Origin of the sequence: Pseudomonas sp. 50_B (assembly GCF_017491625.1) — a bacterium.
Lineage (GTDB): Bacteria > Pseudomonadota > Gammaproteobacteria > Pseudomonadales > Pseudomonadaceae > Aquipseudomonas > Aquipseudomonas danubii.
In genome coordinates this window covers 236,434-251,076 of record NZ_JAFGYX010000009.1, presented here as the reverse complement: position 1 = coordinate 251,076, position 14,643 = coordinate 236,434, and the positions used below count along the sequence as shown (strand labels likewise).

General features: G+C 64.2%; 14 protein-coding genes. 9 read left to right on the top strand and 5 right to left on the bottom strand.

Annotation, left to right across the window (positions count from 1 at the left end; genetic code table 11):
• Nucleotides 1-117 precede the first annotated feature (117 nt).
• The 3 genes from J5M73_RS15450 (at nt 118) to J5M73_RS15440 (ending at nt 1,776) form a co-directional block, all read left to right on the top strand.
• Nucleotides 118-411 (top strand): putative quinol monooxygenase, encoded by a 294-nt coding sequence (locus tag J5M73_RS15450; RefSeq protein ID WP_102863033.1) that lies wholly within the window; start codon nt 118-120, stop codon nt 409-411.
• Nucleotides 412-441: 30 nt separating this feature from the next.
• Entirely contained in the window at nt 442-1,455 is a 1,014-nt protein-coding gene (locus tag J5M73_RS15445; protein ID WP_102863032.1) for a zinc-binding alcohol dehydrogenase family protein, read from the top strand.
• A 144-nt stretch (nt 1,456-1,599) separates the two neighbouring features.
• On the top strand, nt 1,600-1,776 hold the full coding sequence (locus tag J5M73_RS15440) for a hypothetical protein (protein WP_162884107.1): 177 nt from the start codon (nt 1,600-1,602) through the stop codon (nt 1,774-1,776).
• A 1-nt stretch (nt 1,777) separates the two neighbouring features.
• On the opposite strand, the gene J5M73_RS15435 is transcribed toward J5M73_RS15440, so the two are convergent.
• Together J5M73_RS15435 and J5M73_RS15430 are read right to left on the bottom strand one after the other, a co-directional pair.
• Entirely contained in the window at nt 1,778-2,974 is a 1,197-nt protein-coding gene (locus tag J5M73_RS15435) for a multidrug effflux MFS transporter (protein ID WP_102863031.1), read from the bottom strand.
• 92 nt (nt 2,975-3,066) lie between these two features.
• Nucleotides 3,067-3,264 carry a cation transporter gene (locus tag J5M73_RS15430; protein WP_102863030.1) on the bottom strand — a complete coding sequence of 66 codons (198 nt, stop codon included), beginning with the start codon at nt 3,262-3,264 and terminating at the stop codon, nt 3,067-3,069.
• A gap of 145 nt (nt 3,265-3,409) precedes the next feature.
• On the opposite strand from J5M73_RS15430, the gene J5M73_RS15425 reads away from it, so the two are divergent.
• From J5M73_RS15425 to cueR, 3 genes are all read left to right on the top strand, one after another.
• The gene (locus J5M73_RS15425; protein WP_102863029.1) at nt 3,410-3,793 is read left to right on the top strand and encodes a hypothetical protein; all 384 of its coding nucleotides are present in this window, start codon (nt 3,410-3,412) and stop codon (nt 3,791-3,793) included.
• Between the two features lie 151 nt (nt 3,794-3,944).
• Entirely contained in the window at nt 3,945-6,341 is a 2,397-nt protein-coding gene (locus J5M73_RS15420) for a heavy metal translocating P-type ATPase (protein ID WP_102863028.1), read from the top strand.
• Nucleotides 6,338-6,742 (top strand): Cu(I)-responsive transcriptional regulator, encoded by a 405-nt coding sequence (cueR, locus tag J5M73_RS15415; RefSeq protein WP_060837378.1) that lies wholly within the window; start codon nt 6,338-6,340, stop codon nt 6,740-6,742. Before J5M73_RS15420 ends, cueR begins: the two co-directional genes overlap by 4 nt.
• A 256-nt stretch (nt 6,743-6,998) precedes the next feature.
• Here the strand turns inward: cueR and J5M73_RS15410 are convergent, their stop codons facing one another.
• Nucleotides 6,999-7,895: a PA4780 family RIO1-like protein kinase gene (locus J5M73_RS15410; protein WP_102863027.1), complete on the bottom strand. Its 897-nt coding sequence runs from the start codon at nt 7,893-7,895 to the stop codon at nt 6,999-7,001.
• Nucleotides 7,896-8,351: 456 nt separating this feature from the next.
• Between J5M73_RS15410 and J5M73_RS15405 the strand changes: the two genes are divergently transcribed.
• A complete protein-coding gene (locus J5M73_RS15405) occupies nt 8,352-10,298 on the top strand; it encodes a methyl-accepting chemotaxis protein (RefSeq protein ID WP_102863026.1) in 1,947 nt (648 codons plus the stop codon).
• Between the two features lie 84 nt (nt 10,299-10,382).
• Here the strand turns inward: J5M73_RS15405 and J5M73_RS15400 are convergent, their stop codons facing one another.
• Complete coding sequence (locus J5M73_RS15400; protein WP_102863025.1) at nt 10,383-11,660, bottom strand: acetyl-CoA C-acetyltransferase; 1,278 nt, start codon at nt 11,658-11,660, stop codon at nt 10,383-10,385.
• Nucleotides 11,661-11,793: 133 nt separating this feature from the next.
• Here J5M73_RS15400 and J5M73_RS15395 point away from each other — a divergent pair, with 133 nt between their 5' ends.
• The gene (locus J5M73_RS15395; RefSeq protein WP_102863024.1) at nt 11,794-13,146 is read left to right on the top strand and encodes a 3-oxoacyl-ACP reductase; all 1,353 of its coding nucleotides are present in this window, start codon (nt 11,794-11,796) and stop codon (nt 13,144-13,146) included.
• A 2-nt stretch (nt 13,147-13,148) separates the two neighbouring features.
• Nucleotides 13,149-14,003, top strand: a complete 855-nt coding sequence (locus tag J5M73_RS15390; RefSeq protein ID WP_102863023.1) for a MaoC/PaaZ C-terminal domain-containing protein — start codon at nt 13,149-13,151, stop codon at nt 14,001-14,003.
• 7 nt (nt 14,004-14,010) lie between these two features.
• Here J5M73_RS15390 and J5M73_RS15385 read toward each other — a convergent pair whose 3' ends face one another.
• A complete protein-coding gene (locus J5M73_RS15385; RefSeq protein ID WP_102863022.1) occupies nt 14,011-14,460 on the bottom strand; it encodes a DMT family transporter in 450 nt (149 codons plus the stop codon).
• Nucleotides 14,461-14,643: the final 183 nt, after the last annotated feature.

Genomic DNA, 14,643 nt, shown 5'->3' with positions numbered 1-14,643 from the left:
GATCTACCCCTGGATTATCAAAGAAATATTGAAAGAGACTGCTCTTTTAGCCGGTTTTATCTTCGGGAGAAATAGCCAATTATCTGCCCATCACCTGACAGCCCAAAGGTAAACACCATGTCCCAAGCCTTTACCGCCATCGCGACCCTGATCGCCAAGCCTGACCAGCACAACGTCCTCAAGCACGAACTCAGTGCCCTGGTACACCCCAGCCGTGCCGAGACCGGCTGCCAGTACTACCAATTGCATCAGGACGCCGAACAGCCGGGCACCTTCTACGTTCTGGAACGCTGGGACGATGAGGCCGCCCTGGAGTTTCACAACAACACCCCGCACTTCCAGCATTTCCTCGACCAGACCCGCGAGGCGATCGAGCACTTCGAACTCAAGCGCCTGCAACTGATCGTCTGACCCTCACTCTGCACTCAACAGGAATTCACCATGAAAGCCATCGCCTACTACGCATCCCTACCAATCGACGACCCCAAGTCCCTGCAAGACATCGAACTGCCCGAGCCGGTCGCCGGCCCTCGCGACCTGCTGGTGGAGGTCAAGGCCATCTCGGTCAACCCGGTGGACACCAAGGTCCGCCAGAACGTCCAGCCCGAAGGCGGCGCCGCCAAGGTGCTGGGCTGGGACGTGGCCGGCGTGGTCAAGGCCGTGGGCAGCGAGGTCAGCCTGTTCAAGGTTGGCGACCGGGTGTTCTACGCCGGCTCCATCGCCCGGGCCGGAGGCAACAGCGAGCTGCACACCGTGGATGAACGGATCGTCGGCCATATGCCCAAGAGCCTGGGTTTTGCCGAAGCCGCGGCCCTGCCGCTGACCGCGATCACGGCCTGGGAACTGCTGTTCGAACGCCTGCAAATCAGCCAGGACCGCAGCGACCAGGGCCAGAGCCTGCTGATTGTCGGCGCCGCCGGCGGGGTCGGTTCGATCCTCACCCAACTGGCCCGGCAACTGACCGGCCTCAAGGTGATCGGCAGCGCCTCCCGGGAGCAGACCCAAGCCTGGGTCCGCGAGCTGGGCGCGCACGGCGTGGTGGATCACCGTCAGCCACTGAGCGCCGAGCTCAAGCGCATCGGCATCAATCAGGTGACCCACGTCGCCAGCCTGACCCAGACCGACACCCACCTTGATGAGTTGGTGGAAGCCCTGGTGCCCCAGGGCAAACTGGCCCTGATCGACGATCCGAAAAGCCTCGACGTGACCAAGCTCAAGCGCAAGAGCCTGTCCCTGCACTGGGAGTTCATGTACACCCGCTCGCTGTTCGAGACCACCGACATGCAGGAACAGCACGTGCTGCTCAACAAGGTCGCCGAGCTGATCGACGCCGGCACCTTGAAGACCACAGTGGGCGAGCATTTCGGCCAGATCAACGCGGCCAACCTGCGCCGCGCCCACGCCTTGCTGGAGAGCGGCACGGCCAAGGGCAAGATCGTCCTGGAAGGTTTCTAAGGGCTGAACGCACGGCGGCCATCGCGCACAAAAGCCCGATGGCCGCCGTCAGTCCGAGAGTTGATTTCGGTCATATTTGTGACCGTATTCGGGTCTACACTGGCAGCCCTTGCATCGCACTCTTTTACCGTTAGGAGGTCAGCAATGAAGATCCTGATAAAAGAATTGGCAAACCCTCAAGGCTCCCAATGGCAGGTCCGTCTCGACCAGCACGCGGTGACTTTCCGCAGTGAAGCCGAGGCCCGGGCTTTCACCCAGACCCTGCAAGCACGCCTGCAAGCCCCCCACCCGATTCCCCAGAGTCAGCGCGCCGTCGGCTGACTCAGAGCTCAGCGGCTTTCAAGGCCCGGGCATTCTGCAAACGCCGGGTCATGACCGCCATGCTCACCGCCAGAACACCACACAGGCTGATGACCATGGCCATCGGCATGGCGCTGCCATCGTGCAACACACCCACCAGATAGGCAGCGCCCGCAGCGACGCTGAACTGCAGGCAACCGAGCATGGCCGAGGCGCTGCCGGCCCGCGCGCCCTGGCCGTTCATGGCGCAGGCCGCCGCGTTGGGAATGATGCAGCCCAGGCTGGCGATGCACACGAACAAGGGCAGCAACAGCGGCCAGAGCTCACTCGTATGCAGGGCGCTGACTGCCAGCAAGGTCAACCCGGCCGCCAGGTAGATCCACACGGTACGGGCCAGCAGGAAAGCCGGACCGCGCTTGGCCAACAGCCGCGCATTGATCTGCGCCACCAGGATGAAACCGCCGGCATTGATCCCGAAGAACCAGCCGAAATGCTCCGCCGGCACGCCGTAGAGCTTGATAAAGACAAAGGGCGAGCCGGCGATATAGGAAAACATCCCGGCGATGGCGATGCCGCCGGTCAGGGCGTGACCGAGAAAGACCCGGTCCGCCAGCAACAGGCCGTACTGGCGCAACGCGCCGGACAACGGCAGGCGCGGGCGCGTGGCCGGCATGCTTTCCGGCAGGCCCAGGGCCACCGCCAATCCAGACAGGGCGCTGAACACCGTGAGCATGATGAAGATCGATTGCCAACCGTAGAGATTGACCAGCAGGCCGCCGAGCATCGGCGCCAGGATCGGCGCCAGGCCCATCACCAGCATCAACTGGGAGAACACCTTGGCCGAACCCACGGCATCGCACTTGTCGCTGACCACCGCGCGGGATATCACCATCCCGGCGCAACCGCCCAGGGCCTGGACGAAACGCGCGCCAATCAGCCACTCCAGGTTGGGCGCATAGGCGCAGGCCAGTGAGGCCAGGGTGAACAGCCCCACTCCCACCAGCAACGGCAGGCGCCGACCAAAACGGTCGGCCACAGGACCATAGGCCAGCTGCCCAATGGACAATCCAAGGAAATAGGCGGCCAGGGTCAGTTGGACGTGCTTTTCATCGGTGCCGAAAGCCAGGGCCATCGAGGGAAAGGCCGGCAGATAAAAGTCGATGGCCAAAGGGCCAAAAGCGCTCAAGGCGCCGAGAATCAGGATTGTGCGCAGGTTCATGGCATCCAAGCGAGCGTTGGTCAGCGGTCGCACAGTCTAGCTGCGCTTGGACGCCTTGAACATTCCGATAGGTCGCTAACGATTAAAAAGACTCAAGCAACCTGGACGGCGTAGCCTTCCTCGCTGATCAGATTGATCACCTCTTCGCTGGACAGGCGACTCTCGACCCCCACTTCCTTGGCCGCCAGATCCACCCGCACGGTGGCCGCCGGGTCCTTGCTCTGCAGCGCCTGAGTGATGGCCCGCACGCAGTGGCCGCAGGACATGCCTTGAACATTGAATACTTGCATCGCGCTTCTCCTGTATTGGGATGCACGCAGTCTTGTCCTTGCCACCGTGGCAAGGTCAAGTTCCGGATTGAACTGCCGGGCTGGAAATCGGCGCCGCGCTCCGCCAAGCTGCACGTCTTATGACATCACAGCAGGAGATTCAGCCATGCGCTGGTCAACTTTCAGCCTCGTCGGCCTCCTTGGTCTGTTGGCGGCAACGCCACCGGCACTGGCCGCCGGAGAAGACTACGGCGTACTGATCATTTCCCGGGAGCGGCTGGAAGTCGCCACCTCCTGCGAGATCGGCCTGTACATCCAGGACCAGCTCGCCGGTCGGCTGTTCCAGGAACAGAGCGCCTCCTTCAACCTGCCGCCGGGCAAAGTGTCCCTGCGCCTGAAACTGCTGCCGGGCCAGGCGCCGGGCTGCAACCCTGGCCTGCTCGCCCCGGGTTCCCAGGACATCAGCGTGCGGGCCGGCGACGTGCTGAAGTTCCGCATCGCCAGCAACGCCTCGGGCATGTACCTCAAGCCCACCGCCCTGGACTACTGACGCTCCGCTCTCCACACGCCTTGCGTCCTGCAGCGCAAGGCGTGCTCCTGCTCCCCCCTGGGACAAAATGAAGCACCCTGGCAATGCCCGCTTGACCTTGCCTGCATGGCAAGGTTGATCCTGTGGGCAACATTTACAGGGAGTGTCAGCCATGCCTGAATCAACCACCTTCGACCTGCCGATTGCCGGCATGACCTGCGCCAGTTGCGCCGGTCGTGTGGAGCGTGCCTTGGCCAAAGTCGCCGGTATACGCGCGGTCAGCGTCAACCTCGCCACGGAACAGGCCCGGATCGAAGCCCCCGGGGACAGTCTGCCGGCCCTGCTGGAAGCGGTGGAAAATGCCGGTTACAGCGTACCGGTGCAGTCCATTGAATTGACCATCGGCGGCATGACCTGCGCCACCTGTGCCGGACGTGTAGAACGCGCCTTGAACAAGGTTCAAGGCGTGCGCAGCGCCAGCGTCAACCTGGCCACGGAACGGGCTCACCTCGAGCTGCTGGGCCAGGTCGACCCGGCGCAACTGATCAACGCCGTGACCCAGGCCGGCTACTCAGCCAGCCTGTGGCAGGCCGAGCAGAAGCACGGCAACGACCAGCAGCAGAACCTGCGCCGCGAACGCTGGAGCCTGGTCCTGGCGATCCTCCTGGCCCTGCCCCTGGTGCTGCCGATGCTGGTGCAACCCTTTGGCCTGCACTGGATGCTCCCGGCCTGGGCCCAGTTCGCCCTGGCCACTCCGGTGCAGTTCATCTTCGGCGCACGCTTTTATGTCGCCGCCTGGAAAGCCGTGCGCGCCGGCAGCGGCAACATGGACCTGCTGGTGGCCCTGGGCACCAGCGCCGGCTATGGCCTGAGCCTGTATGAATGGGCCACGGCCGCCGCCGGCAGCATGCCGCACCTGTACTTCGAAGCCTCGGCGGTGGTGATCGCCCTGGTGCTGCTGGGCAAGTACCTGGAAAGTCGCGCCAAGCGCCAGACCGCCAGCGCCATCCGCGCCCTGGAAGCCCTGCGCCCCGAGCGGGCAATCCAGGTCATCGATGGGCGCGAGCAGGAAGTCGCCATCAGCGCCCTGCGCCTGAACGACCTGGTGCTGGTCAAACCCGGCGAGCGCTTTCCGGTGGACGGCGAAGTCATCGAAGGCCAGAGCCATGCCGACGAAGCGCTGATCAGCGGTGAAAGCCTGCCGGTGCCCAAGCAGCCTGGGGATAAAGTCACCGGCGGCGCCATCAACGGCGAAGGCCGCCTGCTGGTACGCACCCTGGCCCTCGGCGCGGAAACCGTGCTGGCACGGATCATTCGCCTGGTGGAAGACGCCCAGGCCGGCAAGGCACCGATCCAGAAGCTGGTGGACAAGGTCAGCCAGGTGTTCGTACCCACCGTGCTGGTGCTGGCGCTGATCACCCTGGTGGGCTGGTGGCTGTATGGCGTGCCCCTGGAAACCGCAGTGATCAACGCCGTCGCCGTGCTGGTGATCGCCTGCCCTTGCGCCCTGGGCCTGGCCACCCCCACCGCGATCATGGCCGGCACCGGCGTGGCCGCCCGCCACGGCATCCTGATCAAGGACGCCGAAGCCCTGGAACGAGCCCACGAAGTCAGCTCGGTGGTTTTCGACAAGACCGGCACCCTGACTTCCGGTACGCCACGCATCGCCCATATGCAGGCCCTGGAAGGCGACGACAATAGCGTGCTGCAACTGGCCGGTGCCCTGCAGCGCGGCAGTGAGCATCCCCTGGCCAAAGCGGTGCTGGACCTGTGCCAGGAACGCCAACTGCCGGTGGCCGATGTCAGCGCCAGCCAGTCCCTGACCGGGCGCGGCATCGCCGGCACCCTGGGCGGCCGCCAACTGGCCCTGGGCAACCGCCGCCTGCTGGAAGAAAGCGGCCTGACCCCGGGCAGCCTGGCCCAGGCAGCCAAAGACTGGGAACACGAGGGCCGGACCCTGTCCTGGCTGATCGAGCAGAGCCCGCAATCCCGGGTGCTGGGCCTGTTCGCCTTTGGCGACACCCTCAAGCCCGGCGCCTTGCAGGCGGTGCAGCAACTGCGCGCGCGGCATATCAGCAGCCACCTGCTGACCGGCGACAACCGTGGCAGCGCCAAGGTCGTGGCCGATGCCCTGGGCATCGACGATGTGCACGCCGAAGTACTGCCGGCGGACAAGGCCGCCACGGTGACGGCACTGAAAAAGACCGGCGTGGTGGCCATGGTCGGCGACGGCATCAACGACGCCCCGGCCCTGGCGGCGGCAGACATCGGCATTGCCATGGGCGGCGGCACCGACGTGGCCATGCACGCGGCGGGCATCACCCTGATGCGCGGCGATCCACGACTGATACCCGCGGCCCTGGAGATCAGCCGCAAGACCTACGCGAAAATCCGCCAGAACCTGTTCTGGGCCTTCGTCTACAACCTGATCGGCATCCCGCTGGCGGCCTTCGGCCTGCTCAACCCGGTGCTGGCCGGGGCGGCCATGGCCCTGTCCAGCGTCAGCGTGGTGAGCAATGCGCTACTGTTGAAAACCTGGAAACCCAAAGACCTGGAGAACGCCGAATGAACATCGGCCAAGCGGCGCGCAAGAGCGGCCTGAGCGCCAAGATGATCCGTTACTACGAGTCCATCGGCCTGCTCAAGCCGGCCCATCGCAGCGACAGCGGCTATCGCCTGTACGGCGACGAAGACCTGCACAGCCTGGCCTTCATCAAGCGCTCTCGCGATCTGGGCTTTTCCCTGGAAGAAGTGGGCAAGCTGCTGACCCTGTGGCAGGACCGGCAGCGAGCCAGCGCCGATGTAAAGGCCCTGGCGCGCCAGCACATCGATGAACTCAACCAGAAGATCCGCGAACTGGCCGGGCTGCGCGACACCCTGCAGGACCTGGTGGAGCACTGCCACGGCGACCATCGCCCGGACTGCCCGATCCTCAAGGAACTGGCTTCGGGCAGTTGTTGCGGGTCCTGAGCATTTGCAAGAGGCGCTCTCTGTAGCCGCTGCCGAGCCCTGGCGAGGCTGCGAAAAGGTCCGCAGGGCCTTGCTTGGCGATCCCTTGCAAAACCTCAGCGCCCTCAAGATCCTCGCGTCCCTTCGGGCCGTGCGCAGCCTGCGGCAGCGGCTACAAGGTGCCAAGGTGCCAAGGTGCCAAGGTGCCAAGGTGCCAAGGTGCCAGGTAGTTTGCAGGAATAGAAAAATCCGGCCAAGGCCGGATTTTTCTATTCCATCACTGCATCCAGGGCGGAGGCGGTGGTTCTTCGGATTTGCCTGGCGGCGCATCGTCCGCCGCCCGCACGGCCTGCCGGCGTTCCTCGTCGAGACGTGCCGCTTCGATCTCGCGGATCACGCTGCCAACATCCGCCAGTTCTTCGGGGTCGTCGAACTCGCCGGTCAGCACACTGCCCGGATGCAAGGTGCCAGCCTCGTACAAGGCCCACATTTCCTTGGCATAACGGGTGTGCTTGAGCTCCGGGGCAAAACGCCCGAAGTAGGACGCCATGTTGCCCACGTCCCGCTCCAGCATGCTGAACGCATGGTTGTTGCCTGCGGCATCCACCGCCTGGGGCAGGTCGATGATCACCGGACCGTCCGGCGTCAGCAGCACGTTGAACTCGGACAGGTCACCGTGCACCAGACCGGTACACAGCATCAGGACAATCTGGGAAATCAGGAAGGCGTGATACTCACGGGCCTGATCCGGTTCCAGCACCACATCGTTGAGACGCGGCGCCGCGTCGCCGTACTCGTCGGCCACCAGCTCCATCAGCAACACGCCTTCGAGAAAGTCGAATGGCTTGGGCACCCGCACCCCGGCATTGGCCAGACGGAACAAGGCCGCCACTTCGGCGTTCTGCCAGGCGTCCTCGGTTTCCTTGCGACCGAACTTGGAGCCCTTGGCCATGGCCCGCGCCTGTCGGCTGTTGCGAACCTTGCGCCCCTCCTGATATTCCGCCGCCTGACGGAAACTGCGTTTGTTCGCCTCCTTGTAGACCTTGGCGCAACGTAGCTCGTTGCCGCAGCGCACCACATACACAGCTGCCTCTTTACCACTCATGAGTGGGCGCAGCACCTCGTCTACCAGACCGTCTTCGATCAGGGGTTCAATGCGTTTTGGAGTCTTCATCAGCTTTTATTGTGGGTCCCTTGTTACCAAACACGCGAAAGTCACTCGTTATACGGCAATCCTCCCACCACGGGAAAGGGCTGCCGAGCGCCGGACGACAGCAATGCACTCAATGTGCCAGATCCCTGAAGCGCTGCCGCCGAGGATCATAGCCGAGTGGCCAGCGAACAACGTCCGCCATGGCGTGAGAGATTGCCGCCATCCGTCGCACGCCCTTGGCGTCTTCAAGGAGGTTTTTTCTCTGCGCGACTCAATTTTCCGCCGTCCCAGCCGAAGTCATCAGAGACAAAGGGATTTTGTCCGACAATCCAATAAAGACGTCAGCCGCCGGCCAAGGTTCGATCGCTGCCTGCTCGACTTCTGCCTCAGGGACTGCAATCAGCGCCATCTTTCAAGCTGCCAATAATCCGCGAGTCGCCTGCACTTCGTGGTCATACAAGAAAATCTGGAGCGCGGATGAATATCAAACAGAAACTCACCTGGGCCTTCGCCGCCATTGCCTGCCTGCCCGTGGTGCTGGTGGCCACGCTGGTGGTGATCAACCTGCGCAGCGAAGCGCAAAACACCTTTGTCGACGGCAGCGGCCGCGAGATCCGCCAAGTGGCCAATGCCATGCAGCTGTTCTTCGAAGGCATCAGCCAGAACATCGACTACCTGGCAGCCCAACCCTTGCTGACCCAGGCCGGCGGCGACCTCAAGACCTGGATGAGCGCCGATGCCGCCAAGGTTCCGGAAGGCGAGCAGGACAAACGCATCTTCGAACTGTTCGCCGCCATGGCCGCCAGCCACCCCGCCTATGCCTATGTGTCCTATGGCGTGAGCAACGGCGGTTACGTCTCCTGGCCCGCCGACCTGAAGCTGGCCAACTACGATCCCCGCGTGCGCCCCTGGTACAAGGCCGCGCTGGCCAGCCCGGGCAAGACCCTGCGCACCGATGCGTACTACTGGGCCCCGGACGATGCGGTGCTGGTCAGCACCGTGCGCTCCCTGGCCAACCAGTTGGGCCCCCAAGGCGGCGTGGTCGCGGTCGACGTGTCGCTCAAGCAGCTCACCGAAATCGTCAAGCAGATCAAGCTGGGCGAGTCCGGCTACCTGATGCTGATGGAAAACAACGGCACGGTGCTGGTGGACCCCAAGCAGCCGGAGCATAACTTCAAGGCCCTGGACAGCCTCGGCGAGGGTTACGCGCAACTGGCCAAGACCGGCAAGGGCCTGGTGCAAGTGGAACTGGGCGGCGAGCACTACATGGCCAACGTCTGGCCTTCCGAACAACTGGGCTGGACCTTCATCGGCCTGATCAAGCAGAACGAAGTCATGGGCTCGGCCACCCAGCTGACCTGGATCATCGCCGTGATCGCCGGGGTCCTGGCCGTGTTGTTCGCGGTATTCGGAGCCAGCTTCGCCAGCCTCATCGTGCGGCCGATCCGCAGTGTCGCCAGTGGCCTGGAAGGCATCGCCCAGGGTGAAGGCGACCTGACCCGCAACCTGAATATCCGCGGCAGCGATGAAACCGCGCAACTGGCCAACTGGTTCAACCAGTTCCTCGCGGCGATCCGCAGCCTGATCCAGCACATCGGCCAGGCGGCACAGAAGATTCTCGCCACCTCCCATTCCTCGACCCAGGTTTCCAACGACATGGCCGAAGCCGCCGGACGCCAGCGCGAAGCGGTGGACATGGTGTCCACGGCCTTCCACGAAATGGTGGCCACGGCCAACGAAGTGGCTCGCTCCTGCAGCCAGGCCGCCGAATCGGCAGACAGTGGCCAGCGTCAGGCCCAGGAAGGCCAGCAGCAGATCGACGACGCGGTGCACAGCGTCGACCGCCTGAGCCAGGAGATCGAGCAATCGGCGCAATCGATGCAGCAACTGGAACGCGACAGCAACGACATCCAGTCGATCCTCGGCACCATCCGCTCCATCGCCGAACAGACCAACCTGCTGGCCCTCAACGCCGCCATTGAGGCTGCCCGGGCCGGAGAGCAGGGACGCGGTTTTGCCGTGGTGGCCGACGAAGTCCGCGCCCTGGCCAAGCGCACCGCCGACTCCACCGCCGAGATCGACGGGCTACTGGGCAACCTGGCCAAGCGCACCAGCGCCGTGACCCAGCAGATGCACGCCAGCCTGGAAGTCTCCCAACAGTCGGTGAACCGCATCGGCCTGGCGCGCAACAGCTTCGGACAGATCCGCGAGTCGGTGGATGTGATCCGCGACATGAACACTCAGATCGCCACCGCCGCTGAGGAGCAGCATCAAGTGGCGGAAGACATCAACCGGCACATCAGCCAGATCCATGGCGATGCGCAACGGGTGGCGGAACTGGCCAACGCGGCACGCCTGGACTCCCAGAACTTGGCGGGGCTGTCCAATGAGCTGGACAGCCTGGTGCGGCGCTTCAAGACTTGAGGCCCTTTTCACCGGCAAGCCGGCTCCTACGGATTTGGAGGCACTTCTCTGTAGGAACCGGCTTGCCGGCGAACACCACGAACCTCAGCGTTCGATGATCGCCGTCACACCCTGTCCGCCCGCCGCACAGATCGAAATCAGCCCACGACCCTGCCCCGCCACACTCAGCAACTTCGCCAGGTTGGCGACAATGCGCCCGCCGGTGGCGGCAAACGGGTGGCCCGCCGCCAGGGAGCTGCCTTTGACGTTAAGCCGGGCGCGATCGATGCGGCCCAGAGGCGCGTCGAGGCCCAGGCGGGTCTTGCAGTAATCCGCGTCCTCCCAGGCCTTGAGGGTGCACAGCACCTGGGCGGCAAAGGCTTCGTGGATCTCGTAATAATCAAAGTCCTGCAGGCTCAGCCCGTTGCGCGCCAGCAAGCGCGGCACGGCATACACCGGGGCCATCAGCAGACCTTCGGCGCCTTTGACGAAGTCCACCGCGCCAGCCTCGCCATCGCGCAGGTAGGCGAGGATCGGCAGGCCGCGCTCCTGGGCCCATTGTTCACTGCCCAGCAACACCAGGGAGGCGCCATCGGTCAGCGGCGTGGAATTACCGGCGGTGAGGGTGCCCGCGGCACTGCGATCGAAGGCCGGCTTGAGGCTGGCGAGCTTTTCCAGAGTCAGGTCCGGGCGCAGGTTGTTGTCCCGGGTCAGGCCGAGGAAGGGGGTGAGCAGGTCGTCGTGCCAGCCTTCGGCATAGGCGGCGGCCATCTTCTGGTGGCTTTCCAGGGCCAGTTGGTCCTGTTCGCCACGAGCAATATTCCAGGTCTTGGCCATCTGTTCACAGTGTTCGCCCATGGACAGGCCGGTGCGCGGCTCGCCGTTGCGCGGCAGTTCCGGCTTGAGGTGATGGGGCCGCAACTGCAGCAGGATCTTCAGCTTGTCGCCGGTAGTCTTGGCCCGATTGGCCTGCAACAGGATCTGCCGCAGCCCCTCGTTGACCCCGATCGGCGCATCCGAGGTGGTGTCGACGCCACCGGCGATGCCGCAGTCGATCTGCCCCAGGGCAATCTTGTTGGCCACCAGCAAGGCCGCTTCCAGGCCGGTGCCACAGGCTTGCTGGATGTCGTAGGCCGGGGTGGTGGGCGATAGCCGCGAACCCAGTACGCACTCCCGGGTCAGGTTGAAGTCCCGCGAGTGCTTGAGCACCGCCCCCGCCGCCACTTCGCCAAGGCGCAGGCCGTGGAGCTGGTAACGCTCGATCAGGCCCTCCAGGGCGGCCGTGAGCATGGCCTGGTTGCTGGCCGTGGCATACGGGCCGTTGGAGCGGGCGAAGGGAATGCGGTTACCGCCGATAATCGCGACGCGACGCAGCTGTGTCATGGAAAGCTCCCTATTCTATGAGTGCGACTTCGGTGAGTACCTCTCCCACTAGCGTAGGAGGCTTCTCGCAGATCGAACGACTCGGGGCCATTCGTGGTCCACACTTTGAACCCCAGCCTGCGGAGTGCGTTCCATGTCCGACCGTTATATCGACTTCGCCAATTCGTCCATCGGCCAGCGCCTGGTCGGGGCCCTTGGCCTGCCGTCACCGGTACGTCTGGAGCGCTGGCAGGCCGGCCGCCTGCGGCCCATCGAAGGCGCTCTGTTGATCGGTGGCGGCGCCATGGCCCAACAGGTGAGCGCCCTGGCACCGCGCCTGACCGATTCGCTCTACAGCTACGGCACCGATCCGGCCTTGGCCACGCCCTGGATTCCCGGCCATGGGCCCAAGCTCAAGGCCGTGGTCTTCGATGCCAGCGAACTGCGGCATACCGATCAACTCAAGCAACTGCGGGAGTTCTTCCAGCCGCTGCTGCGCAGCCTTGAATCCAGCGCCCATCTGCTGATCCTCGGACGTGCTCCGCACACCCTGGCAGAGCCCTTTGCCGCCAGCGCCCAGCATGCCCTGGAAGGCTTTAGTCGCTCCCTGGCCAAGGAGCTGCGCAACGGCGCCACCCTGCAACTGCTGTACGTGGCCGAGGGCGCCGAAGAGCAGTTGGAAGGCGCCCTGCGATTCTTTCTCTCGCCCAAGAGCGCCTATGTTTCCGGGCAGGTGATCCACTTGCAGCCCTGCGCCAGTCAGGTCCAGGACTGGAGCCGCCCGCTGGCCGGGCGCAAGGCCCTGGTCACCGGCGCGGCCCGGGGCATTGGCGCGGCCATCGCCGAAACCCTGGCCCGGGACGGGGCCCAGGTGCTGTTGCTGGATGTGCCCCAGGCCAAGGCCGACCTGGACGCTCTGGCGGCCCGTCTCGGCGCACGCGCCATCGGCCTGGATATCTGCGCCGAGGACGCCCCGGCCCAGTTGCTCGAACAACTGCCCGAGGGCATCGACATTCTGGTGCACAACGCCGGGATCACCCGGGACAAGACCCTGGCCAACATGACCGCCGAGTTCTGGGACGCCGTGCTGGCGGTGAACCTCAACGCCCCGCAGGTACTGACCCAGGCCCTGCTCGACAGCGGCCGGCTGCACGATCACGGACGCGTGATCCTGTTGGCCTCCATCAGCGGCATTGCCGGCAACCGCGGACAGACCAACTACGCCGCCAGCAAGGCCGGGCTGATCGGCCTGGCCCAGGCCTGGGCACCGCTGCTCAAGGCCCGGGACATCAGCATCAACGCCGTGGCGCCAGGCTTCATCGAGACCCAGATGACCGCCAAGGTGCCCTTCGCCTTGCGCGAAGCCGGACGCCGCATGAGTTCCCTGGGCCAGGGCGGCCTGCCTCAGGACGTCGCCGAGGCCGTGGCCTGGCTCGGCCAGCCGGGCAGTGGCGCGGTCAGCGGGCAAGCCTTGCGGGTGTGTGGCCAAAGTGTCCTGGGAGCCTGAAGATGACAACGCACTGGCATGAACTGAACCTGCCTGCGCTCTTGCCGCCGCTGTTTCTCAAGGCGGCGCTGAGACGGCGGAGCAATGGCATCGAGTTGCCCGAAGATGGCCTACGCTGTTGGATCAGCCTGGAGCCCAAACAGCTGGCGGCCTATCGCAAGGTCTGCGGTTTTGCCGACAACGGCCTGCTTCCCGCTACCTATCCCCATGTGCTGGCCTTCGCCCTGCAGATGCAGCTGCTCACTGCCCAGAACTTCCCCTTCCCGTTGCTGGGGCTGGTTCATCTGGCCAACCGGATTCGAGTGTTACGCCCCATGGGCAACGTCAGCAGCGTGCGCATCGGTGTCCGGGTAGACAACCTGCAACCTCACGCCAAGGGGGCGGTGTTCGATCTGCTGACCACCGTGGACGATCTGCTGGGGCCACTCTGGGAAGCCGAAAGCCAGATGCTCTGTCGCACCGTCAAGGTGCCCGGAGAACCTGTCGCGCCGCTCCCACCATTGGGCGAAGGCCTGAACGAGGTGAGCCGCTGGCAGGCCGAAAGCAATATCGGCCGGCGCTACGCCAGGGTCTCTGGTGACTACAACCCTATCCACCTCAGCGCCTGGAGTGCCCGCCTGTTTGGCTTTCCCCAGGCCATAGCCCACGGTCTGTGGAACAAGGCCATGACCCTGGCGGCACTGAGCGAGCACCTGCCGGCCGCGAATATCGAAGTGTCGGTGCATTTCATCAAGCCCGTGCTGCTGCCCGGAACCGTCCGCCTGCTGGCCAGCGCAGCAGGGTCCAGTGGCGAACTCCAGCTACTGGGCAATGGCGATCTGCAACATATGCAGGGTCGCTGGCAGCCCATCGCCTGAGCCCTCATCACCCCCGGCGAATAAGCACTACACCGGCGACGATCAGCAGCAATCCGGCAATCTTGCCGAGGCTCACCGGCGCCTCGCGAAAGCCCACCCAACCAAAGTGGTCCAGGGCCAGGGCCATGCTCAACTGACCCGCCAGCACCAGAGCCATGAACAGCAAGGCGCCGATCCGTGGCCCGGCAAAAGCTGCGGTGGTGATGAAAAAGACCCCCAGCAGGCCGCCACACCAGTGCCACCAGGTCAGGCCCTTGAGGGCACTCAACGAGGGCATCTCACGCTGCATCAACACCAGGATCAACAGGGCTGCAGTACCGACAAAAAAGGAAATCAGTGCTGCGGCCAGCACACCGCCGACCTGCTTGGCCAACTGACCATTGATTCCGGCTTGCAGGGCCAGAAAGGCACCAGCGAAAAACGGCAGGCACAACAGCCACCAGATTGGACTAGGCATCACAGGCTCCAACAGCAATTCGGCCGCGCAGTATAGGCCAGCGCAGATTTGAAAGTCCTCGACAGCCACTAATAGAATCTTAGAAAACTGCCGTTCTCTCGAGCAGAAAACAAAATAAAACCCATTAATTGTATATATATAACTTTCGTTTATAGCTCACGAGCAGCCGCGCCACCCATAGAT

What these genes read in the sequence shown, in the direction of transcription:
- J5M73_RS15450 (WP_102863033.1), top strand. Translation starts at nt 118, where the DNA reads ATGTCCCAAGCCTTTACCGCCATCGCGACCCTGATCGCCAAGCCTGAC.
- J5M73_RS15445 (WP_102863032.1), top strand. Translation starts at nt 442, where the DNA reads ATGAAAGCCATCGCCTACTACGCATCCCTACCAATCGACGACCCCAAG.
- J5M73_RS15440 (WP_162884107.1), top strand. Translation starts at nt 1,600, where the DNA reads ATGAAGATCCTGATAAAAGAATTGGCAAACCCTCAAGGCTCCCAATGG.
- J5M73_RS15435 (WP_102863031.1), bottom strand. Translation starts at nt 2,974, where the DNA reads ATGAACCTGCGCACAATCCTGATTCTCGGCGCCTTGAGCGCTTTTGGC.
- J5M73_RS15430 (WP_102863030.1), bottom strand. Translation starts at nt 3,264, where the DNA reads ATGCAAGTATTCAATGTTCAAGGCATGTCCTGCGGCCACTGCGTGCGG.
- J5M73_RS15425 (WP_102863029.1), top strand. Translation starts at nt 3,410, where the DNA reads ATGCGCTGGTCAACTTTCAGCCTCGTCGGCCTCCTTGGTCTGTTGGCG.
- J5M73_RS15420 (WP_102863028.1), top strand. Translation starts at nt 3,945, where the DNA reads ATGCCTGAATCAACCACCTTCGACCTGCCGATTGCCGGCATGACCTGC.
- cueR (WP_060837378.1), top strand. Translation starts at nt 6,338, where the DNA reads ATGAACATCGGCCAAGCGGCGCGCAAGAGCGGCCTGAGCGCCAAGATG.
- J5M73_RS15410 (WP_102863027.1), bottom strand. Translation starts at nt 7,895, where the DNA reads ATGAAGACTCCAAAACGCATTGAACCCCTGATCGAAGACGGTCTGGTA.
- J5M73_RS15405 (WP_102863026.1), top strand. Translation starts at nt 8,352, where the DNA reads ATGAATATCAAACAGAAACTCACCTGGGCCTTCGCCGCCATTGCCTGC.
- J5M73_RS15400 (WP_102863025.1), bottom strand. Translation starts at nt 11,660, where the DNA reads ATGACACAGCTGCGTCGCGTCGCGATTATCGGCGGTAACCGCATTCCC.
- J5M73_RS15395 (WP_102863024.1), top strand. Translation starts at nt 11,794, where the DNA reads ATGTCCGACCGTTATATCGACTTCGCCAATTCGTCCATCGGCCAGCGC.
- J5M73_RS15390 (WP_102863023.1), top strand. Translation starts at nt 13,149, where the DNA reads ATGACAACGCACTGGCATGAACTGAACCTGCCTGCGCTCTTGCCGCCG.
- J5M73_RS15385 (WP_102863022.1), bottom strand. Translation starts at nt 14,460, where the DNA reads ATGCCTAGTCCAATCTGGTGGCTGTTGTGCCTGCCGTTTTTCGCTGGT.